The organism is Sphingopyxis terrae subsp. terrae NBRC 15098 (assembly GCF_001598815.1).
GTDB lineage: Bacteria > Pseudomonadota > Alphaproteobacteria > Sphingomonadales > Sphingomonadaceae > Sphingopyxis > Sphingopyxis terrae.
Window position 1 is genome coordinate 111,738 of the sequence record NZ_BCZQ01000018.1, and the last position, 21,337, is coordinate 133,074.

General features: G+C 66.0%; 22 protein-coding genes. 8 read left to right on the forward strand and 14 right to left on the reverse strand.

Annotated elements, in window-relative coordinates; translation table 11 throughout:
- Window positions 1-10: 10 nt before the first annotated feature.
- Window positions 11-2,512, reverse strand: coding sequence for an ABC transporter permease (locus STE01S_RS12080; RefSeq protein ID WP_062767917.1), 2,502 nt, complete (start codon window positions 2,510-2,512; stop codon window positions 11-13).
- 121 nt (window positions 2,513-2,633) lie between these two features.
- Entirely contained in the window at window positions 2,634-3,299 is a 666-nt protein-coding gene (locus tag STE01S_RS12085) for an ABC transporter ATP-binding protein (protein ID WP_062768015.1), read from the reverse strand.
- 53 nt (window positions 3,300-3,352) lie between these two features.
- Between STE01S_RS12085 and STE01S_RS12090 the strand changes: the two genes are divergently transcribed.
- Window positions 3,353-4,069: an arylesterase gene (locus STE01S_RS12090; RefSeq protein WP_062767919.1), complete on the forward strand. Its 717-nt coding sequence runs from the start codon at window positions 3,353-3,355 to the stop codon at window positions 4,067-4,069.
- On the opposite strand, the gene STE01S_RS12095 is transcribed toward STE01S_RS12090, so the two are convergent.
- From STE01S_RS12095 to STE01S_RS12115, 5 genes are all read right to left on the reverse strand, one after another.
- A complete protein-coding gene (locus STE01S_RS12095) occupies window positions 4,066-4,713 on the reverse strand; it encodes an MOSC domain-containing protein (protein ID WP_062767921.1) in 648 nt (215 codons plus the stop codon). The two genes, STE01S_RS12090 and STE01S_RS12095, sit on opposite strands and share 4 nt — an antisense overlap.
- 86 nt (window positions 4,714-4,799) lie before the next feature.
- Complete coding sequence (locus tag STE01S_RS12100; RefSeq protein WP_003047453.1) at window positions 4,800-5,255, reverse strand: outer membrane protein; 456 nt, start codon at window positions 5,253-5,255, stop codon at window positions 4,800-4,802.
- 159 nt (window positions 5,256-5,414) lie between these two features.
- Window positions 5,415-6,653: a 23S rRNA (adenine(2503)-C(2))-methyltransferase RlmN gene (gene rlmN, locus STE01S_RS12105; protein ID WP_003047451.1), complete on the reverse strand. Its 1,239-nt coding sequence runs from the start codon at window positions 6,651-6,653 to the stop codon at window positions 5,415-5,417.
- Between the two features lie 61 nt (window positions 6,654-6,714).
- Window positions 6,715-7,062: a hypothetical protein gene (locus STE01S_RS12110; protein ID WP_058813415.1), complete on the reverse strand. Its 348-nt coding sequence runs from the start codon at window positions 7,060-7,062 to the stop codon at window positions 6,715-6,717.
- A 169-nt stretch (window positions 7,063-7,231) separates the two neighbouring features.
- Entirely contained in the window at window positions 7,232-7,975 is a 744-nt protein-coding gene (locus STE01S_RS12115) for an SDR family oxidoreductase (protein ID WP_062767923.1), read from the reverse strand.
- Between the two features lie 126 nt (window positions 7,976-8,101).
- On the opposite strand from STE01S_RS12115, the gene STE01S_RS12120 reads away from it, so the two are divergent.
- On the forward strand, window positions 8,102-8,485 hold the full coding sequence (locus tag STE01S_RS12120; protein ID WP_062767925.1) for a winged helix-turn-helix transcriptional regulator: 384 nt from the start codon (window positions 8,102-8,104) through the stop codon (window positions 8,483-8,485).
- Window positions 8,486-8,520: 35 nt separating this feature from the next.
- Here STE01S_RS12120 and STE01S_RS12125 read toward each other — a convergent pair whose 3' ends face one another.
- Window positions 8,521-8,850, reverse strand: coding sequence for a UrcA family protein (locus STE01S_RS12125; protein WP_255265941.1), 330 nt, complete (start codon window positions 8,848-8,850; stop codon window positions 8,521-8,523).
- A 125-nt stretch (window positions 8,851-8,975) separates the two neighbouring features.
- Here STE01S_RS12125 and STE01S_RS12130 point away from each other — a divergent pair, with 125 nt between their 5' ends.
- Complete coding sequence (locus STE01S_RS12130) at window positions 8,976-9,884, forward strand: LysR family transcriptional regulator (RefSeq protein WP_255265942.1); 909 nt, start codon at window positions 8,976-8,978, stop codon at window positions 9,882-9,884.
- Window positions 9,885-10,170: 286 nt separating this feature from the next.
- On the opposite strand, the gene STE01S_RS12135 is transcribed toward STE01S_RS12130, so the two are convergent.
- Complete coding sequence (locus tag STE01S_RS12135) at window positions 10,171-10,665, reverse strand: hypothetical protein (RefSeq protein WP_062768021.1); 495 nt, start codon at window positions 10,663-10,665, stop codon at window positions 10,171-10,173.
- 170 nt (window positions 10,666-10,835) lie between these two features.
- On the opposite strand from STE01S_RS12135, the gene dnaN reads away from it, so the two are divergent.
- A complete protein-coding gene (dnaN, locus tag STE01S_RS12140; RefSeq protein WP_062767928.1) occupies window positions 10,836-11,951 on the forward strand; it encodes a DNA polymerase III subunit beta in 1,116 nt (371 codons plus the stop codon).
- A 25-nt stretch (window positions 11,952-11,976) separates the two neighbouring features.
- On the opposite strand, the gene STE01S_RS12145 is transcribed toward dnaN, so the two are convergent.
- Window positions 11,977-13,317, reverse strand: a complete 1,341-nt coding sequence (locus STE01S_RS12145) for a PQQ-dependent sugar dehydrogenase (RefSeq protein WP_062767930.1) — start codon at window positions 13,315-13,317, stop codon at window positions 11,977-11,979.
- A gap of 170 nt (window positions 13,318-13,487) precedes the next feature.
- On the opposite strand from STE01S_RS12145, the gene STE01S_RS12150 reads away from it, so the two are divergent.
- Entirely contained in the window at window positions 13,488-13,703 is a 216-nt protein-coding gene (locus STE01S_RS12150) for a hypothetical protein (RefSeq protein ID WP_003047427.1), read from the forward strand.
- A gap of 2 nt (window positions 13,704-13,705) precedes the next feature.
- On the opposite strand, the gene argC is transcribed toward STE01S_RS12150, so the two are convergent.
- The 3 genes from argC to STE01S_RS12165 form a co-directional block, all read right to left on the reverse strand.
- On the reverse strand, window positions 13,706-14,629 hold the full coding sequence (argC, locus tag STE01S_RS12155; RefSeq protein WP_062767933.1) for an N-acetyl-gamma-glutamyl-phosphate reductase: 924 nt from the start codon (window positions 14,627-14,629) through the stop codon (window positions 13,706-13,708).
- A 3-nt stretch (window positions 14,630-14,632) separates the two neighbouring features.
- Complete coding sequence (locus STE01S_RS12160; protein ID WP_255265943.1) at window positions 14,633-15,577, reverse strand: C40 family peptidase; 945 nt, start codon at window positions 15,575-15,577, stop codon at window positions 14,633-14,635.
- Window positions 15,578-15,661: 84 nt separating this feature from the next.
- Window positions 15,662-17,068: a leucyl aminopeptidase family protein gene (locus tag STE01S_RS12165; protein WP_062767937.1), complete on the reverse strand. Its 1,407-nt coding sequence runs from the start codon at window positions 17,066-17,068 to the stop codon at window positions 15,662-15,664.
- Between the two features lie 56 nt (window positions 17,069-17,124).
- Here STE01S_RS12165 and STE01S_RS12170 point away from each other — a divergent pair, with 56 nt between their 5' ends.
- Together STE01S_RS12170 and STE01S_RS12175 are read left to right on the forward strand one after the other, a co-directional pair.
- Window positions 17,125-17,949, forward strand: coding sequence for a DUF3298 and DUF4163 domain-containing protein (locus STE01S_RS12170; protein WP_062767939.1), 825 nt, complete (start codon window positions 17,125-17,127; stop codon window positions 17,947-17,949).
- A gap of 49 nt (window positions 17,950-17,998) precedes the next feature.
- On the forward strand, window positions 17,999-18,181 hold the full coding sequence (locus tag STE01S_RS12175; protein WP_003047410.1) for a DUF3008 family protein: 183 nt from the start codon (window positions 17,999-18,001) through the stop codon (window positions 18,179-18,181).
- A 317-nt stretch (window positions 18,182-18,498) separates the two neighbouring features.
- Here the strand turns inward: STE01S_RS12175 and STE01S_RS12180 are convergent, their stop codons facing one another.
- Window positions 18,499-20,004 carry a flavin-containing monooxygenase gene (locus STE01S_RS12180; RefSeq protein WP_082813319.1) on the reverse strand — a complete coding sequence of 502 codons (1,506 nt, stop codon included), beginning with the start codon at window positions 20,002-20,004 and terminating at the stop codon, window positions 18,499-18,501.
- Between the two features lie 201 nt (window positions 20,005-20,205).
- On the opposite strand from STE01S_RS12180, the gene STE01S_RS12185 reads away from it, so the two are divergent.
- The gene (locus STE01S_RS12185) at window positions 20,206-21,330 is read left to right on the forward strand and encodes a DUF47 family protein (protein ID WP_162928274.1); all 1,125 of its coding nucleotides are present in this window, start codon (window positions 20,206-20,208) and stop codon (window positions 21,328-21,330) included.
- Window positions 21,331-21,337 lie beyond the last annotated feature (7 nt).

Consider the following 21,337-nt stretch of genomic DNA (forward strand, 5'->3'; position numbering starts at 1 on the left):
GGTCAGGACCCTAGAGGCTGCGCAGCGCCTGCGCGGGCTTCGCCGACAGCAAGGGCCAGCTTCCGGCGATGCCGATCAGGAAGGCGAGGCCCGCACCGCCGACCAGCGTCGCGCCAACCACGAGCGGATCGGGGGCGAAGCGGAAGTCGAACAGCTCGACCACCACATAATGCGCCGCGACGAGCCCGAGGCCGAGCGCGAGCAGCGCGAGGATCGCGGCGAGCAGCGCATATTCCAGCCCCTGCGCCCCCAGAATCTGGCCGCGCGTCGCGCCGAGCAGTTTCAGGATCACGCTGTCATAGACGCGTCGCTCGCGGCTTGCGGCAATCGCGCCGATCAGCACGGCAATGCCGGCCAGGATCGCAATGCTCGCCGCCGCGGCAATCGCCTGGCTCATCTGCGTCAGCAGGCTCGTCACCTGGCTCACCACGTCGCGCACCTGAATCAGCGAGGCCGAGGGGAAGGCGCGGGGAATGCTGCGCGCCAGCGCGGTTTCGGCCTGCGGCCCAACGGCGACGGTCGCCACCATGTTATGCGGCGCCGCGTCGAAGGTGCCGGGCGAAAAGACGAGCGCATAGTTGAGCCCGAAATTGTCCCATTCGACGGAGCGGAAAGAGGCGACCCGCGCCTGCACCTCCACCCCCAGCACGTTGACCGACAGCGTGTCGCCGATCTTCAGCGCCAGCGATTTGGCGACATCAGCCTCGACGCTGACCAATGGCGGGCCCTTGTAATCCGGGGCCCACCACTGGCCCTGGGTCAGGCTGCTGCCCTTGGGCAGCACGGGGCTGTAGGTCAGGCCGCGGTCGCCGCGCAGCACCCACGCGCCTTCGGGCAGTTCGGTGAGTTCGTCGACGCGCTTGCCGGCAAATTCGGTGACGCTGCCGCGCAGCGCGGGGATCATGTTGATCGCCGCCTTGCCGTCGGCGCCCGTCACCAGCGCGCGGAACGCCGCCGCCCGGTCGCGCGGAATATCGAGCACGAAAAAGCTCGGCGCGCGTTCGGGCACGGTGCGAGCGATTTCGGCGGTGATGCTCGTCTGGATCGCGGCGAGGGTGACGAACAGCGTCAGCCCCAGGCCGAGCGCGACGACCAGCGCGCCGGTTGCGGCGCCGGGACGATGCAGATTGGCGAGCGCAAGGCGCAGCAGCGGCCGCTTCGGGCGCGGCACCCGGCTCGCGATGCGGCGCACCAGCCAGCCGAGCGCGACGAGGATCAGGAGCAGCAGCACCGCCCCCCCGATAAAGCCCAGCGCAAACAGCGGTTCGCGCGCCGTCCCGACCGCGAGGGCGACGATGGCGGCGAAGGCGAGAGCAACGGCGGCCAGCACGCGCTTTTCGATCCGGCCCGCGCCGTCGACCGTCGCGCGGTAGAGGCCCGCGGCCGGAATATGGCGCGTCGCGGCGAGCGGTGGCAACGCAAAGGCAATCGCGATGAGCAGGCCGTAGGCGGCGCTGACCGCGAGCGGGAGCGGATAGACCGCCAGCCCCGGCTTGACCGGCAGGACGTCGCCCGCAATCGCGCCGATCGCCGCGGGGGCCAAGGCGCCCGCAATCAACCCGGCGGCAATCGCGGCAGCGGCAACCGCCAATATCTGCAAGCCATAGATACGCAGCACCGCCGCGCTGTCGGCCCCGAGCACCTTCAATGTCGCAAGCCCGGGGCGCTTGCCCGCAAGATAGCTGGCGACCCCGTTGCCGACCCCGATCCCGGCGATCACCAGCGCGGCGAGGCCGACGAGCGACAGGAACTGCCCCATGCGTTCGATAAAGCGCCGCGTGCCCGGCGCGCCGTTGCTACGGTCGGTCACCTCCCAGCCTGCGTCGGGGAAGGCCGCGCTCAGCCGCTTGCCCACTGCCACCGGATCGGCACCGGCGGGTAGGCGGACGCGATATTTGCTTTCGTAGAGGCTGCCGGGCTGGATCAACTGCGTTGCGGCAAGGTCGCCGAGGCCGATGATTGCCACCGGGCCCAGCGTAAAGCCTTCGCCTAGCCGGTCGGGCTCGTCGGCGATGATGCCGTCGATGCGGAAGGATTTGTCGCCGAATTTCACCGCGCCGCCGACCGACAGGTCGAGCCGCGACGCGAGATCCTTGCCGATCCAGATCGCCCCCGGGGGCGGCGGGCCGCGGCGCGCGCCGCTTTCGAGCCGCATCGTACCGTAAAGCGGATAGGCAGCATCGACCGCCTTGAGTTCGGAGAGCAGCGCGCCGCCGCCCGGTGCGTTCGCCATCGCGCGCATCCGCACCGTCGCCGATGTCGCGCCCGCACCGCGCAGCCCCGCGAGCTCGGCCTCGCTCGCCTGCCGCTGCGGCAGGCCGAATTGCAGGTCGCCGCCCAGGATCGTTTGCCCGCGCGTCGCCAGTTCGGCGGTGATGCCGCTCGTCAGGCTGCCGATGGCCGCCAGTGTCGCGACGCCGAGGAACAGGCATACCGCCAGCAGGCGCAGCCCGCGAATCCGCGCCGCCAGATCGCGCCGCGCGATACGCCACAGGGTGCTGATGGGAAGCATCAGATCCGGTGCTCCCCATTTCCGTTCGTGTCGAGCGAAGTCGAGACACCCATCGATGTTGCGCGTTCCTTCGCGGTGTCTCGACTTCGCTCGACACGAACGGGATTGAACTGCGGTTCCATCATCGTTCCTCGATCCGCCCGTCGTGCATCACGACGACGCGGTCGCAATGGTCTGCCAATTCGGGATCGTGGGTGATGATCAGCAGCGTCGCGCCGAGCGCCGCGCGCCGCGCGAAGATCAGTTCGATGATCGCATGACCGGTCGCGGTGTCGAGATTGCCGGTGGGTTCGTCGGCGAAGATGATCTGCGGCTCGCTCGCCATCGCGCGCGCGATCGCGACGCGCTGCTGCTCGCCGCCCGAAAGCTGCGCGGGATAATGGGTCAGGCGGTGGCCGAGCCCGACCGCGTCCAGCTCGCGCGCGGCGCGCCCGAACGGGTCGTCGATCCCCGCCAGCTCCAGCGGCACGGCGACATTTTCGAGCGCGGTCATCGTCGGCAACAGGTGAAAGGCTTGCAGGACGATACCGATCCGCCCGCGCCGCGCGCGCGCCAGCGCATCCTCGTCCATCGTTGCAAAATCGAGCCCCGCGACCATAACCGTTCCGCCGCGCGCGCGTTCCAGCCCGGCGAGCACCGCCATCAGCGAACTCTTGCCCGATCCCGACGGACCGAGCAGCGCGACCGAGGTGCCGGCGGCGACTTCCAGGTCGACGCCGCGCAAAATTTCGACGGGGGCCTTGTCGCTCCCCAGCGTCAGCGTCACATTATGGGCGGCAATCGCCATCGTCGGCGCGACGGGCGGTTGGGGGCTGTCGGTCAAGAAAGGACCCTTTGGAAATGAGAACGGCCGGATGGCGCTCTTTCGCCCTATATGGTTTTGCAATCGCCCTTTGCCAACCGCTTGCCGGATGCGGCTCGGCGGAGGCCCCCACGGCGCCCGCAGCGGGCAAGGAAAATCCGGCGAAGGCGGCGCCCGTGCTTCCCGCCGACGCGCCGCTCGTCATCGCCTTCGGCGATAGCCTCTACGCCGGTTACCAGCTCGGCCCCAGGGAAGGCCTCGCGCCGCAGCTTCAGGCGGCGCTCGCGGCGGACGGTCACATGGTGCGCGTCCAGAACGCCGGGGTATCGGGCGATACCACCGCGGCGGGGCGGCAGCGGCTGTCCTATGTTCTCGACAATGCGAAGGCGAAACCCGCGCTCGTGCTGCTCGGCCTCGGCGGCAACGACATGCTGCGCGGTATCGGCCCCGACCAGACGCGCGCCAATCTCGACGCGATGCTCGCCGAGCTCAAGCGGCGCGGCATCCCCGTCCTGATGACCGGGATGATGGCGGCGCCCAATCTGGGCAGCGATTATGCGAGCAAATTCAATCCGATATTTCCCGAACTTGCCGACAAATATGGCGCGAGCCTCTATCCCTTCATCCTCGACAATGTCGTCACCGACAAATCGCTGATGCTCGGCGACAATATGCATCCCAATGCCAAGGGCGTGAAAATCGTCGCCGCGTCGCTGGCGCCGCTCGTCGAACAGGCGCTGCCCGAGCCGCGCTAACCCAGCAGCTTGTCGGCGCGGGCGCGCCAGTTGGCGGCGAGCAGGTCCATCGCGGCGAGCGCGCGCAGCGCCGCCGGTTCGCGCTTGCCCGCCCCGCCGATCAGCAGGTGAAAGACGTGCTCGACGCTCCAGTCGGGCAGCGGACGGTCGATCAGCTCCAACGCGTCGCCTGCGCCGACCGCGCCATCCTCGATGACACGGTAATACCAGCCGCCGCGGCGAGAGGTGACGACGGTGGCGGGCAGCGTCGCGATGCCGAACCGGTGGCCGAGCTTCCAGCACGGCTGGCGGCCCTGGCTGATCTCGACCAGCGCGCTGCCGAGGCGATAGCGGTCGCCGATGCACGCCGCGCTCTCGGTCAGGCCCGATGTCGAGATATTCTCGCCGAACGCGCCGGCGTCCTGCAACAGCGCATGGTCGCCGATCGTCTCGGCCCACCAGTCATAATGATCGCGCGGATAATGGTGGATCGCCTTGTCGGGGCCGCCGTGGACCGAAAGGTCGGCCTGCTCGTCGCCCGCGATGCCCAGCGCGCCGACCGCGTGCCGTCCTTCGACCGCGCGCTTGTCGATCGCGCTCGGCTCGCCCTTCGCGCCGAAGCGGCGGGCCTTGCCGGTCAACAGGGCGTCGATCGTGTAGCGCATCGCCCTGCTGTGGCGGCTTCCCGCGCAAAAGAAAAGGGGCGACCCCGCGGGGCCGCCCCTTTCCGTTCGTCTCGCTGACCGAAGGATCAGAAAGCGAAGCCGACGCCGACCGCGAAGGCGTCGGTGTCGTCGAAGTTGTTGATGAACTGGTGGCGATATTCGACCTTGCCATAGACGTTCTGGGTCAGCTTGTGCTGATAACCGGCGCCAACATAGGGATCGTCGATCTGGCCGAAGGTGTAGCCGCCGGTCGCGTAGAGCTTGCCGTTCGTGCCGAGGTTGGCGCCCAGGCGCGCACCCGACGAGAACTGGACCTTGGCGCCGTCGATCAGCACCTTGTCGCCCGCGATTTCGACGCCGGCAAAAGCCTTGTCGCCCAGGTTGTAATCATAGCCGCCCGCAACGCCCAGGGTGGCGTCGTCCAGGCCGCTGCCGGTGATGTACCCGCCGCGCACTTCGACATGACCTTCGCCGTTCTGGGCGAGGGCAGGCGTGGCAACGACAGCCGAGAGGAGAGCGGCAGCAACTGCGAACTTCTTCATTGTCTTTTCCTTTTCTTTGACAGGGGGCGCCCTTTGGGTCGCGTCCCGTGTGCAAAGATGGCGTTCGCACCTGTCGTTTCAATGAACGCATCGTTCAGAAAATGACAATTTTATTACCTGTGTTGTTTTTGCAACACAGCATAGCTATGCAAGTCGGCCTCAGCCCAGCGCCGCCTGCTTCTCTTCGGCGATCCGGTCGAGTTCGGCGCGCGAGGGTTTGGTCGCCGCGCTCTTGAGCTGGCCGCACGCCGCCATGATGTCGCGCCCGCGCGGGGTGCGAATCGGCGCCGAAATTCCGCTTTCGAAGATGATGTTGCTGAACGCGCGCACCCGCTCGGGCGACGAACATTCATAGATCGCGCCGGGCCAGGGGTTGAACGGGATCAGGTTGACCTTCGCCGGCAGCTTGTACTGCTTGATCAGCCGCACCAGCTCGCGCGCATCGGCGTCGCTGTCATTCTTGTCCTTCAGCATCACATATTCGAAGGTGATGCGCCGCGCATTGTTCGCGCCGGGGTAGGCGGCGCAGGCGGCGAGCAGTTCCTCGATGCCGTATTTGCGGTTGAGCGGCACGATCTCGTCGCGGATTTCCTTGTTCACCGCGTGGAGCGAGACGGCGAGGTTGACCCCGATTTCCTCGCCCGCGCGCGCCATCATCGGCACCACGCCGCTCGTCGACAGGGTGATGCGCCGCTTCGACAGCGCCAGCCCGTCGCCGTCCATCACGATCTTCAGCGCGCCCTTGACCTCGTCGAAATTATAGAGCGGCTCGCCCATCCCCATCATCACGATATTGGTCAGCATACGGCCGTCCGCGGTATAATGGCCCGCGTCGTCATCCTCGTCGTCGATGTCGGCGCTTGATGCCATCGTGCCCTTCGGCCATTCGCCCAGCGCATCGCGCGCGAGCAGAACCTGGCCGACGATCTCGCCGGCAGATAGGTTGCGGACGAGCCGCATCGTGCCGGTGTGACAGAAACGGCAGTTCAGGGTGCAGCCGACCTGGCTGGACACGCACAGCGTTCCCCGATCGGCGTCGGGAATGAACACCATTTCATATTCCTGGCCGTCCGCCGCCGCGAGCAGCCATTTGCGCGTGCCGTCGGTTGAAACCTGCGCGGTGACGACGGTCGGGCGGCCGACGATGAAGCGTTCGGTGAGCCAGGGGCGCATCGCCTTGGCGATGTCGGTCATCGCGTCGAATTCGGTGACGCCGCGATGATAGATCCAGTGCCAGATCTGCTTGGAGCGCAGCTTCGCCGCCTTGGCGTCGAGCCCCGCCTCCTCGAGCGCGGAACGGATGCCCTCGCGCGTCAGTCCGACAAGGTCGACGCGGTTGCCGCCGCGCAGGGGAACGGTGCCCGTCGTAACGGGATCGATGTGGCCGGGGATCTGCATGATGCGCGGCCCTATAGTCGCGATGCGCGCTTTGCGCAATTGCGCGCGTCAGCGCGGCCCTTCACGCGCCGTGATAGGGGTCCATCGCATCTTCGAAATCTTCGAGCGTCCCGACATGCTCCAGCGGCGGTTCGCCGGGGGCGGCGGGAAAGATCGCGTCGATTCGGCGGCGCAGCGTGTCGTCGAACGCGGCATGGTTCGAAATGCGCGCGTTGCTGCTGACCGTCAGTTCGGTGCGGATCGCGCCCTTGATGCGCTCCAGCCCCTCGGGGCTCAGCACCCCGCTGTTCAGCAATTCCTCGCAAAGCTGGATCAACCCGACGGTCGTCGCATGGGCACGCAGCCCGATGAAATCCAGCGCCCGGTGCCGCTCACGTGCGGCGGCATCGCATCTGCCAATGGCATTCATTGGCCCATCTCCTCATCCCACTAACCTCGCCGTCGGGCGCGCCTCTGTCGGGCGTCGTCCTTTCGGGCCGGTCGATCATGCGCGCCGGACGCCGCCTCGGCAAGAGCCGATGTGGCGTCCGGCGCATCATTTCGGGATGAGCGCGCTGCCGGTGATCGGAATGCGGCGATCAGAGGGTGGCGAGGAACGCCAGTCGTTCGGCGACCGCGCCTTCGGCTTCGGCGTGCCGCAGCGGGAGGACATTGCGCACCAGAATCTCCGCCGGGGTCGGCGTTTCGGCGAACAGGGCCATGACCTCGTCGGCAAAGGCGTCCAGCGGCATATAGGCGTCGCGCGTCGACTGGCCGGGGGTCAGTTCAGTCCGCACCGCGGGCGGCGCCAGCTCGATCACCTCGACCCGGCCGGCAAGCTGGACGCGCAGCGCCTGCGTATAGCTGTGCAGCGCCGCCTTGGTCGCCGAATAGGTCGGCGCCTTGGGCAGCGGAACAAAGGCCAGCCCGGACGTCACGTTGACGATCGCGCCGTCGCTGCGCGCGACGAGATGGTCGATCAGCGCATCGGTCAGCCGGATCGGGCCGAGCAAGTTGGTGACGACCGTCGCTTCGGCGTCGCTCAGGTCGCGCTCGCCGTCCAGCGCCTCGTACATCATCACCCCGGCGTTGTTCATCAGGACGTTGAGATCGGGGAAGCGCTGCACGATATCGGCGGCAAAGGCGGCGATCGCGTCGGCGTCGGTCACGTCGAGCGGCAGCGCGTGCATATTGGCCCGGCCCGCGATCGCCGCATCCAGCTTGGCGCTATTGCGTCCGGTCACGATCACCACATTGCCGGCATCGTGCCAACGCTGCGCGAGCGCCAGACCGATGCCCGATCCGCCGCCGGTGACCAGGATGGTGTTGCCTGTCGTTTTCATCGATTGTCCTTCGTTTCGGGGTTGGGGAGGCGGCCAATTTATGCCAATACTCTCCAATGGAAAGTAGGCACCTGAAAGTGCTATACTTACGCGATGGAGAGAATTGGGATTTCTGCCGTGCCCGCGATGCAAAATTATTCGGCCGCCGCCGATCCCGCGCCCGATCCGCGCGTCGAGATGCTGGTCAACGACCTGATCGGTCGAGTCGCCGACAAATGGACGCTGCTCGTGCTCGAGGAGTTGGAAGAGCATGGCACCTGCCGCTTCACCCGGCTGGCGCAGCTTGTACCGGGGATCAGCCAGAAGATGCTGACCCAAACGCTGCGCGCGATGGAGCGCGACGGGCTCGTCCGCCGCACCGTCTATCCGGTGGTGCCGCCGAAGGTCGAATATGCGCTGACCGATCTCGGCCACAGCCTGGGCGAAGCCTTTTGCGGCGTGTGGCATTGGGCCGAAGCGCATCTCGCCGCGGTCGAAGCGGCGCGCAGCGCTTTCGACGCCGGCACCTGACCGCGGCGGCGGCGCGCTGCGCGCTTATTTGGCGCCTATTTGGCGAGCGTCACCTGGATCGGTTCGCCGCGCGTTGCGGCGCTGGCGATGACGCGTTCGGCCTCGGCCGATGCCTGGCGCATCGTGTCGCGGCGGCATTGCTGGACGTCATTCTTGCCTTCCAGATCATAGTCGGGCGCGCTGCCGCACACCGCGACGACCGCCCGCCAGATGCGGCGCTCGAGCCTATGGGCGCCGCGTGCGCTGCCAAGGTCGAGGTCCGAATGGACGACCGTCGCGCTGCGCGGTGCGGGCGCGGGTTCGGCATGGACGGGCAGGGCGGATGCCGCCGCGGCGAGCGCGACAAGGGTCAACATCATCTTCATCTTGTTTCTCCGTCGACCGGCGGGTTGGGGAGGGGAGGAAGCCGGTAAGGCCAAGATAGGCCGGCGCGCCGCGCCGCAGGAGCAACGATGTTGCGCGATCATTCTGCATAATTGCAGAATGAAGCGTGGGCGATTATTCCCCACAAGACGCCATGTTCGACTGGAACGACCTTAAATATTTCCTCGCGGTCGCCGAAAGCGGCAGCACGCTCGCGGCGGCGCAGGCGCTGCGCGTCAGCCAGACGACGGTGGCGCGGCGTATTGCCGCGCTGGAGGCGGCTACCGGCGTCACGCTATTTGAACGGCGCCAGGCTGGCTATGCGTTGACGCCGACGGGCGAGGCGATGCTGGCGAGTGCGCTTGCGGTCCGCGACTCTGCGGACCGGTTCGGCGAAGCCGTGGGCGCCCAGTCGCGCGACGCGGGCGGGACCGTCAGCCTGACGACGATGGAGATTATTGCGATCACCCTTCTGCCGCCCATCCTGCGCGACCTGCGTGCAGCGCATCCCGGCATCCATATCGACCTCGACACCGCCGACGAGCCGCGCGACCTTGCAAGCGGCGCCGCCGATATCGCGATCCGCAGCAGCAAGCAGCCGACGGGGGCGGGTCTCGTCGGACGCCGCGTCGCCGATAATCCGTGGACGGTTTATTGCAGCCGCGACTATGCCGGACGCCACGGCATTCCGCACAGCCGCGAGGAACTGGCGAGGCATCCCTTCATCGGCGGCGGCGGCCATATCTGGGAGCCGTATCGGGCGTGGCTGAAGCAATACCGGCTCGAGGATTCGGTGGTCATGCGTTACGATACCGCATCGGGGTTGCTCGCTGGCGTGCGTTCGGGAATGGGGCTGACGATCCTGCCGGCCTTCCTCGCCGACCGCGAACCCGACCTCGTCCGCTGCATCCCGGCGCGGGAGGATGATACGACCGGCCTGTGGCTGCTCACCCACGAACGCCTGCGCCACGTCCCCCGCATCCGCGTCGTACTCGATTTTCTGGCCGGGGCGTTGACGCGGCTTGCACGCAGTTGACTAGGCGGCGGCGCGGACCGGAAAGGCCTTTCCTACAATCGTCGGCTGTGGTTCAAACTGGCCAATGACGACCGGCACCCCTCCACAACATGAAACGCGAGTGGAGTTGAGCGGTTATCCGCGATTTTTCGATCGCACAAAATCTTCTACCTTCGTCACCCCGGACTTGATCCCGGGTCCATTCGCGCCGCGTCGAAGAAGTCCACCACGGATCAGGTCCGGTGCAGCTTGCTACCGTGAATCGCGAATGAAGTTCGGCAGTTTTCTGCCATTTTCCAAACCGGCATCAGCGGATGCTCGCGCACCCCAGCGCTGCCGCGTCGATCGCCGTCGCGGCGCCGCGCAGGCGATAGGTGTCGGCAATCGCGCCGCCCGTCATAGACCGGCTCTCGACGCTCATGCTCGGCGCTGCGCGCATCGCGGCGATGATCGCGGCGTCCATGCGGGCATCGCTGGCCCAGCCGTGGGCGCCATTGCCGGTCAGCACGAAGCGGCGGCTGCCGACCGTCAGCCGCAATTCGCTCTGCGGTGCGCGCGGCTTCGACAGGCGGATATAGAATTGACCGCGGATGCGCGCCTTGGGCCAATATCCGATGCTGGCATAGGCTTTTTCCTGCGCCCGCCCGATCGTCGCGGCGGGGCTGGCGATCGCGTAGCAGCGGGGGGTTGCCGGATCGCGGAAAGCGCCCCAGCCATCGAAGATGCCGAGCGCGGTCGGTGCCGCCCAGGCGAACGCGGGCAGGCCGATGCACAGCAATAGAAGGAATAGCGCCCGCCGCATCGCGCTTCCGTTGCGCGAAAGCCGCCGCAATGCAAGCATGGCTTGCGCGGCGCGGTGCGCGCGTTAAGGAAGGAAGACATTTCCAGGGGCAGGGAATCGGGGCGTCGCTGCGTCCGCGGCGCCGGCTCCATCAGGGACTTCTCCCGCAGAACACAGGATGGCGGATAAGAATGAAAGCGACGATTGAACGCGCAGTGCTTCTGAAGAGCCTCGGCCACGTCCAGTCGGTGGTCGAACGGCGCAACACGATTCCGATCCTGTCGAACGTCCTGATCGAAGCCGATGCGAGCGGCCAGCTCAAGCTGATGGCGACCGACCTTGATCTGCAGGTCGTCGAAACCATCGCGGCAAAGGTCGAAACGCCGGGTACCACGACCGTCTCGGCGCACACCCTGTTCGAAATCGCGCGCAAGCTGCCCGAAGGCGCCGAGGTCAGCCTCGCCGCCGCCGAAGGCAAGATGCAGGTCAAGGCCGGCCGCTCGAACTTCAATCTGCCGACGCTGCCGCGCGACGACTTCCCGGTGATCGCCGAGGGCGATTTGCCGACCAGCTTCGAACTGCCGGTCGCCGAACTCATCCAGATCATCGACAAGACGCGCTTCGCCATCTCGACCGAGGAAACGCGCTATTATCTCAACGGCATCTTCCTGCACGTCGCAGAAGATTCGACGGGTCCGGTGCTCAAGGCCGCGGCGACCGACGGTCACCGTCTCGCGCGTTATACGGTGACGCGTCCCGAGGGCGCCGCGGGCATGCCCGACGTCATCGTGCCGCGTAAGTGCGTCGGCGAAATCCGCAAGCTGCTCGACGAGGCCGAAGGCAATGTCGAAATCAGCCTCTCGGCGTCGAAGATTCGCTTCCAGCTCGGCAATGCCGTGCTGACCTCGAAGCTGATCGACGGCACCTTCCCCGACTATAGCCGCGTCATCCCGACCGCGAACGACAAGCTCCTGAAGGTCGATCCCAAGAGCCTGTTCCAGGGCGTCGATCGCGTCTCGACCATCGCCAGTGAAAAGACGCGCGCGGTCAAGGTCGGGCTCGACAAGGATCGCATCACGCTCAGCGTCACCAGCCCCGAAAACGGTACGGCGGCCGAAGAACTTCCCGCCGGCTACGACGCCGACGCGATGGAGATCGGCTTCAATGCCCGCTATCTCAGCGATATCCTGGGACAGGTCGACGGCGACAGCGTCGAACTCCATCTCGCCGATGCGAATGCGCCGACGCTGATCCGCGAAAGCGAAAAGAGCCCGGCGCTCTACGTGCTGATGCCGATGCGGGTGTAGGCCGGCGTCCGCTTGATCTGGCGGATCAGCCCGCCTTCGCGACCCGCCAGATAATCCCGCCGGTATCGTCGGCAACCAGCGCGCTGCCGTCCTTGGCGACCTTGACATCGGCCGGGCGGCCGCGGGTCGTCTTGCCGTCCTTGGCGACGAACTGGTCGAGCAGGGTGACGGGCAGGGCGTCGAGCGGCTTGCCATTGTCGCCGAACTTGACGAACACGACGTCATATCCCGACACCGGATCGCGGTTCCACGACCCGTGTAGCGCGATCAGCGCCCCGTTCGCCCAGCGGTCGCCAAGGTCCAGACCGTTGGTGAAGGTCATGCCCAGCGGCGCGACATGGGCGCCCAGCGCATATTGCGGCCGCTTGACATATTGCCGCCGATCCTCGGCTTCGGGGGCAACCCGCGGATCGGTGAAACCGCCCCAATAATACCAGGGCCAACCGAAGAAATCGCCCTCGTCGACGTCGGTCAGATAGTCGGGAACGAGGTCCGATCCCAGCATGTCGCGCTCGTTGACCACGGTCCACAGCGTGTTGCTGCCCGGATAGAAGGCAAGGCCGACGGGGTTGCGGATACCGGCGGCATAGGTGCGCATATATTTATTCTCGGGCCGCACCTCCAGAATACGGGCGCGGCGGACCTCGTTGCCCATGCCCTTTTCGCCGATGTTCGAATCGGCGCCGACGCCGATGTAGAGCCAGCCATTGGGCGCCGCGACCAGGCTCTTCGTCCAGTGGCGGTTGGTGCCTTGGGCGGGCAGATCGACGATCTTGGTCGGCTTGCCAGCCATCGCGGTCGCGCCCTCGACAAACGGAAAGGCGAGCAGCGCGTCAGTGTCGGCGACGTAGAGCGTCTTGCCAACGAGCGCCATGCCATAGGGCGAGTTGAGCCCGGTGATATACGCGGTCTTCACTTCCGCCTTGCCGTCGCCATTGGCGTCGCGGAGCAGGGTGATGCGATTGGCCGAGGGGCCGCCGGCGCCCGCCTTGCCCATCAGTGACTTCATCACCTTGCCTTCGATGCCGCTGTCCTTGCGCGGCGGGCTCTGCGCCTCGGCGACCAACACGTCGCCATTGGGCAGCACGAGCATCGAACGCGGATGGTCAAGCCCTTCGGCAAAGCGCGCGACGGTCAATCCCTCCGCGGCCCGAGGCGCTTCGCCGTCCGGCCAGCCCGTGGCTTCGAGCACCTTCATCGTCGGAAATTGTTCGGGGCGCTGCGATGCCATCACCGGCACCCGGCCGCTGAGTTCGGCGGTCGAAAAGCGCGCAATGTCGGGACGTGACGCGACGTAAAAGGCGATCCCGCCCGCGACGATCAACACGACAAGGGCGATGGCGACATATTTCAGGATCTTGCGCATGCCCCCTGCTTACACGCGCAGTGCCGCGCGGCAAAGAGGCGAAAGGCGAAGGCTATGGTTAAGCGCCAAGCCGCTTGCATTAACCTTACCCGATTGTTCATCACGGTTGGGAACGGCGCGGTCAGGCGTGCGCGCTAGGGGAGTGTTTCGAGGCAACGGACGGGGACTCCATGCAGCTTCCAGCACCATTTCTTGCCGACCGCGGTGCGGTCGACGATGCGTATGCGCTGATGACCGAGCATGGCGAGGAAGCCGGCTTCGCGGCGGCCGCGCGCGCCGAACAATATCGGGTGCTCGGCAATCATGTCCATTTCGCGCGCTGGCGGCAGATCGAGCGGCTGATCACCTATCTGTCGATCGATGCCGCGCTCGATACGGTGCACTGACCCTAAAGCCGCAGTCCCGCCGTTTCGGTCAGGCCCGCCATGATGTTGAGATTCTGCACGCAAGCGCCGCTCGCGCCCTTGCCCAGATTGTCGAGCCGCGCGACGAGCCGCGCCTGGCTGCCGTCGGCATTGCCGAAGACGAACAATGCAATGCAATCGTCGCCTTGGTCCGATGCGCGCAGCAGCATTTCGCCGTCCGCGGGGGCGTCGCCCATCACGACGATCGGGCTTGCCGCATAAAAGTCGGCGAGCGCCGCGCGGAGTTCATCGACCGGCGCGGCGCCGGACATCGCGCCAAGCGGCAAAGGCACCTCGACCACCATGCCGCGATGCGCCGGCACGACAGCGGGGGAGAATAGCGGGGCGACCGTCAGCCCGCAGCGCGCCTGCATTTCGGGTACATGCTTGTGTCCCAGCGACAGCGCATAGCCGCGCCAGGCAATGTCGGGGTCGGCCTTGAAGCGCTCGATGAGGCTTTTACCGCCGCCCGAATAGCCGCTGACGGCGTGGCAGCTATAGGGCCAGTCGGCGGGGAGGAGGCCGTCGCGGACCAGCGGCGCGACGAGCGCGATGAAGCCGGTCGAATAGCAGCCGGGATTGCTGACGCGCATCGCTTCGGCCACCGTGCCATGGCCGACGACCTCCGGAAAGCCATAGACCCAGCCGGGCGCGACGCGGTGCGCGGTCGACGCGTCGATGACGCGCGTGCGGTCGTTTTCGATCATCGCCACCGCCTCGCGTGCCGCATCGTCGGGCAGGCAGAGGATGACGAAATCGGCGGCGTTCAGCGCCTCTCGCCGCGCGCTCGCATCCTTGCGCCGCGCCTCGTCGAGCTGGAGCAGCGAAAATTCCTGGCGCCCGGCCAGCCGGTCGGCGATTTCAAGCCCGGTGGTGCCGGCGGCACCGTCGATAAACACGCTCGTCATGGCTCAGCGCGGCCGCTTGCAGCCGGTGACGGCCGGCTCATGCCCCTTGGCGGCCGACCGCGCCACGACATCGGCGAGCGGCTCGGCCTGGACCGCCATCCAGCGGCGGCTCGAGTGGATGATCGTGTCGGCGTCGGCCATGATCCCGACATGACCGGGGAAGAAGATGAGGTCGCCGCGCTGCAAATCGCCCTGGGCGACATCCTTGTCGGCATCGAGCGCAGCGAGTTGCAGATCGCTGTCGCGCGGAAGCTGCACCCCCGCCGCGGCCCAAGCGAGCTGGACGAGCCCAGAACAATCGATGCCCCGCTTCGTGCGGCCGCCGAACAGATAGGGCGCCCCGATCATCGCTTCGGCGACCACCGCGGCATCGGCAACCTGGCTGTCTGCATCGACCAGAGCGCCTAGCGGTAGGTAGCCGTGCGCGGTCGCGAGCCACTCGCCGGCAATTTCGCCCATTACGAGCGCGCCCATCGGCAGCACCGCCGAACCGCCGCTCGCGGCATCGGGGGCGGAGTGGAAGATGGCCTCGGTCGCGGCGACGCGGTGCGTCGGCGCAATCGGCGCGCCGAGCGCATCGGCGGCGAGATAGCCGACATAATGATCGGCCAGACTATAACCCCAGGCCCAGCCCCCGGTCAGGTCGAGCAGCGCGAAACCCTCGCCATAGAGAAGTTCGCTCGTCTGTTCGGCATCGGGCGACGGCGTGCCGCGCAACACGGCGGCCGGCAGGACGCTGCTCATCATCATCGGCGCCGCATAATGCGGTGCGAAATACTTGCCGGCGACCGCGATGTCGGCAAGGTCGGGACGGATCGCGACGATGCGCGGATCATAGCTTTGCGAGGTGCCTGCGAGCCCGAAGCGGTCGCGGCCCGCGCCCGCAACGCCGGGGCGCCCCATCCGCACGCGATTGGTCGCTAGATTGTCACCACTGTCAGCGTTCACTGGCTATCCTGTTTTCCGGTCGATCCGCCCACGGCGGACAATCGCGCGCCATTAGCGCAGCGCGCGGCGCTTTATCAAGGATGTTCAACCTTTGGCGCGCCGGTCGTAGCGCGCCTGCAACATCGCCCAGGCCGCGCGCAGCCCCAGCGCCGCGCCGCCCTTCGGCCGCCCGGGCTTCGCAGAAGGCCGCCACGCGAAGGTGTCGAAATGCGCCCAGGCGGCGCCGTCGGGCACGAAGCGCTTGAGAAACAAGGCCGCCGTGATCGAACCGGCAAACGACGAGGAACCGGCATTGCCAAGATCGGCGATATCGGTTTCGAGCAGATCGGCGTAGCCGTCCCACAGCGGCATGCGCCAGACGGGATCGTCGCGATCGATACCGCCGGCGAGCAGATCGTCGGCGAGCGCATCTTCATTGGCATAGAGCGCGGGCAGGTCGGGGCCGAGTGCGACCCGCGCCGCGCCGGTCAGCGTCGCAAAGTCGACAAGCAGTTCGGGCGCTTCCTCGCCCGCCTTGGTCAGCGCGTCGCCGAGGACAAGGCGGCCCTCCGCATCGGTGTTGCCGATTTCGACCGTCAGCCCCTTGCGGCTCTTCAGCACATCGCCGGGCCGGAAGGCATCGCCCGAGATGGCGTTTTCGGCCGCGGCAACCAGACAGTGAAGGCGCACCGGCAGGCCGCTTTCCATAATGAGCTGCGCCAGGGCGAGCGCATGCGCAGCGCCGCCCATATCCTTTTTCATCAACCGCATGCCCGATGCGGGTTTGATGTCGAGCCCGCCGCTGTCGAAGCTGATCCCCTTGCCTATCAGCGCAACGCGCGGGTGATCCGCCTTGCCCCAATGAATTTCAATCAGCCGCGGCGCATGATGCTTTGCTGCAGCGCGCCCGACCGCATGGATCATCGGATATCCCTGCTCGAGCGCTTCGCCCTTGGTTACGGTCAGCTTGCCGCCATGCGCTTTGGCGATCCGTTCGGCCACCTTTTCAAGCTCGGCGGGCCCCATGTCGGCACCGGGCGTGTTGACCAGATCGCGGACGAGCGCCGTTGCACGCATTTCGGCCACCATCGGCGCAATTGCGCCGACATCGGCGGTCAAAAGCACGCGCGGGCCGCTGCCTGCCTCTTCCTTGCTGCGATAGGCGTCGAAGCGATACTGACCGCTCATCCAGCCGAACAGCGCCTTGCCGGGCTGGCGTCCGTCGAGCCGGTAGCGCCCCTCGGGCAAGAGTGGCGCGATTTTGGCGAGACACCAGGCCGACAGATTGTCGACATTGGCGACCGCGGTGACGACCGACCAGCTTTCGGCGTCGTCGCCCGGAAGGATGGCGTGAGCATAGCCGTCAGGCTTGTAGCGCATGGCCGCAAGCGCGGCGCGTTCGCGCGCGCTGCGGCCCTTGAGCCAATCGTCATAGCTCTTCTTGTCGACAAGGTGGATGGTGCGTGCATCCTGCCCCTTGTCGGGCTGGATCAGGTCGGAATAATCGGTCATGCAAATTCTGCTAGGCTTCCCCGGAAACTTTGTCGATTCCCCGCGTTGGAGCTGTCATGACAAGCAAAAGCCTTCCGATCGTCCTGATCGCCGCCACCCTGTGTTCCGCCTGCTCGAAAGAGCCCGAACCGACCCCGGCCGAAAAGGTCGCGGCGGCGTCGGTTCCGGGCGCGCCGCCAGGCGCCGCCGACGATGTGGCGATGAAGGCCGCGACTGCCTCGGACGTCAAGGAAAGCAGCGACCTCATCGAATTCGCCTACAGCTATCCGCGCGAGGCCGCCGCGATCCCGGACCTTGCGAAATGGCTCGACAATGATCGCGCCAAGAAGCGCGAGGCGCTGATCGCCGATGCGACGCGCGACCGCGACGCGGCGAAGAAGGAGGGTTTCCCCTATCACGCGCACAGCCATTTGCAGGCGTGGGAGCGGGTGACGAACACGCCGCGCTTCCTGAGCCTGTCGAGCGACATTTCAACCTATACCGGCGGCGCGCACGGCATGACGAGTTTCGACACGCTGATCTGGGACCGTAACCGCGCGATCCGGCTGAAGCCGCTCGACCTGTTTACCAGCGGCGAAGCGTTCGACGCCGCGATCCGCAAGCCTTTCTGCGATGCGATCGTGCGCGCCAAGGCCGCGCGCGGCATTGCGCCATCGGACGATCCCGACGGCATCTTCGACAAATGTCCCGCCGCGTCGACGCAGACCGTGTGGCTGGGATCGTCGGACGGCAAATATCTCGACCGGCTGACGATCGGCATCGCGCCCTATGAGATCGGCCCCTATGCCGAGGGCAACTACAAGATCAACGTCCCCGTAACCGGCGCGCTGGTGAAGGTGGTGAAGCCCGAATATCAGCGCGATTTCCTGCCGCTGAACTGAAGCAGCCGGTCACGCGTTGGTCGGACGAGGGGCAAGCAGGAGACATGTCATGCCAGCCAAGTCCAAGGCCCAGCAAAAGGCCGCCGGCGCCGCGCTGAGCGCGAAGCGCGGCGATACGCCGAAATCGGAGCTTCGGGGTGCATCGAAGGAGATGTACGAATCGATGAGCGAAAAGGAGCTCGAAGACTTTGCGTCGGGATCGACCAAGGGGAAGCCGGATCACGTCGATTAGAAGGCGCTCGGGGCGCAACGTGTAGCGACCGATGGCGGCTTTTGGGTGGGAAGCGGACGCTGCCACTTCCCCAGCCGCTCACCCTGAGCTTGTCGAAGGATGGTTCTGAGCACCCTTCGACAAGCTCAGGGTGAGCGGAAAGGTGGCGCTGAATAGTCCTTCTTTCGTCATCCCGGACTTGATCCGGGATCCATTCACGCAGCGTCGAAACAATGGATCCCGGATCAAGTCCGGGATGACGATACCAAGAAGGTCGGTTGCTGCCCGCAACCGGTCGCCACCAATCCTTTGGATATGGCGAAAACCGAACCCGCCGATTACTCCGCGGCTTCGAGGGCCGGGGCCGATGCCTCCTTCGATACCGACGCCGCCTTGCCGAACTTGAGCACGCCGTCGTCGACCGGGCCGGTGCGCATGTCGATGCGGTCCTGGACATAATTCTGGCTGAGCCGCCACGGCAGCTTGTCGGCATTTTTGGGCATGATGTGGAGCGCGCGCTGGATATAGCCTGACGAAAAGTCGAAGATATTCTCTTCGGTCAGGCTCGTCGGATCGGCGAGCAGCGGCGTCGCGACCGTCGTGCCCGTATCGCGCATATGGTTGAGGACGCGGCAGACATATTCGGACACGATGTCGGCGCGCAGCGTCCAGCTGGCGTTGAGATAGCCGAAGACGACCGAAAAATTCGGCACGTTCGAGAACATGCACGCCTTGTAATAGAAATGCTCGTTCCACGCGACCGGCTCGCCATCGACGCGGACGGGGATTTTGCCCGCGACCGCGAGCTTGAGGCCGGTCGCCGTAATGATCACGTCGGAGTCGAGATGCTGGCCCGATTTGAGCTGGATGCCGGTCTTGTCGAAGCGTTCGATATGATCGGTGACGACCGAGGCCTTGCCCGCCTTCATCGCTTCGAAAAAGTCGGCATCGGGGACAAGGCAGAGCCGCTGGTCCCACGGATTATAGGGCGGGGTGAAAGCGACGGGATCGTAACGGTCGCCGAGCGCCTGCTTCAGCTTCTTGGTCAGGAAATCCGCAACCTTTTCCGGCTTTTCGCGCGCGCGGCGGAAAACGATGTCCTGAAGGCGGATATTCTTGAACCGCGTCAGCCGGTAGGCGGTCTTTTCGGGCAGGACCTTGCGCAGGAAATTGGCGAAGCCGTCCTTCGCCGGACGGATGGCATACCAGGTCGGCGTGCGTTGCAGCATCGTCACATGCGCGGCCTTGTCCGCCATCGACGGGACGATCGTCACCGCGGTAGCGCCCGATCCGATGACCACGACCTTCTTGCCCGAATAGTCGAAATCCTTCGGCCAGAATTGCGGGTGGATGATCTGCCCCGCAAAATCCTCGCGCCCCGTGAAATTGGCGTCGAACGGCTCGTCATAATCATAATAGCCCGAGCCGAGGTAGAGCCAGCGCGCGGTCGTCGTGCTGACCGCGCCCTTGTCGTCTTCCATCGTCACGGTCCAGCGCGCGGCGGCGCTGTCCCAGTCGGCGCCGACAACCTTGTTGTTGAAGCGGATATGCTCGCGGATGCCGCGCTCGTCGACGATGCGGTTGAGATATTCGAGGATCGAAGGGCCGTCGGCGATCGACTTTTCGTGCCGCCACGGTTCGAAGACGAAACCCAGCGTGTGCATGTCGCTGTCCGACCGGATGCCGGGGTAGCGGAACAGATCCCAGGTGCCGCCCAGATTGGCCCGCCGCTCTACCAGCGCGAAGCTGCGGTCGGGACTGTGCATCTGGAGATGCGCGGCCATGCCGATGCCCGAAAGGCCGGCGCCGACGATCAGAACGTCCTGATCCACGGGGCTGTCCATGCCTGCCATCATTTCGTCTCCCATTTGTCTTTAAGGTCGCAGCTTACGCACAGCGTTGCATTTTGCAATCGAATTGACGTTTACGGAAAGGGCATCGCGGGCAATGCGCCATTGCCGCTGTCACAATATTGTCATAGGGGCGTCACCGAATGGCAATGAAACACCGCGGCTCCGGCGGTAGTTTAGGATTTCGGCCGGTTTATGCGTCAGATTGCGGTGCTTCCTTATCGATTCGCGGGTGTGGGCAAGGATGGCCCGACCGAAATCATGCTCATCACCTCGCGCGGCACGGGCCGCTGGGTGATCCCGAAGGGCAATCCGCTGACCGGGATGGACCGTCACGCTTCGGCGGCGGTCGAGGCCGAGGAAGAGGCGGGGGTGATCGGCGCGGTCTGCCCGACCTCGATCGGTAGCTATGAATATCGCAAGCGCCGCGCGAACGGTGCCGCAATCATGTACAATGTCGAGGTGTTTCCGCTCGCGGTGACGCGGGAGCTTTCCGAATGGAAGGAAATGGACGAGCGCGAGCGGCGCTGGTTCACTTTCGACGAGGCCGCGGGAGCGGTCGACGAACCCGATCTTCAGGCCCTTATCCGGTCGTTCGGCGACAGCGGTTTTCGCGTCGCGGCGCAGCGATCGGGGGTCATGTTCAACGTTGCGGAAAAGACAGGGGTCAATCGCATGTTTGCCTGGTTCCAGCGCCTGCTCCCGAGGCAGGGCAATTTCTTCGACCTGTTCGAAGCGCATGCTGCGACGCTCGCCGCGGGATCGGAAGCGCTGGCGCGGCTACTCCAGGGCGGCGAGGGCATGGCCGACCATATCCAGGAGATCGTCGAGCGCGAGCATGACGCCGACGCGATCACGCGCGAGGTGCTGCAGACCGTTCGTCGCACCTTCCTGACCCCCTTCGATCGCAGCGCGATCACCGACCTCATCGCCTCGATGGACGATGCGATCGACGAGATGCAGAAGACTGCGGGCGCGATCGACCTGTACGACGTCAAGGAATTCGATCCCGAAATGCGCGACATCGCGGCGATCATCGTCGATGCCGCGCGGCTGACGGTCGAGGCGCTGCCGCTGCTGCGCAATGTTGCCGCGAACGGCACCCGCCTGCACGAACTCACCGAGCGGCTGGTCCGCATGGAGGGGCATGCCGACGAGATCCACGCGGCAGGGCTGAAGCGATTGTTCAAGGAACATGGTGCGTCGAACACGATCCACTTCATGATCGCGCGCGAACTCTACAGCCACCTCGAGCGCGTCGTCGACCGGTTCGAGGATGTCGCGAACGAAATCGACGGTCTGGTCATCGACCACGCGTAAGCGGGGC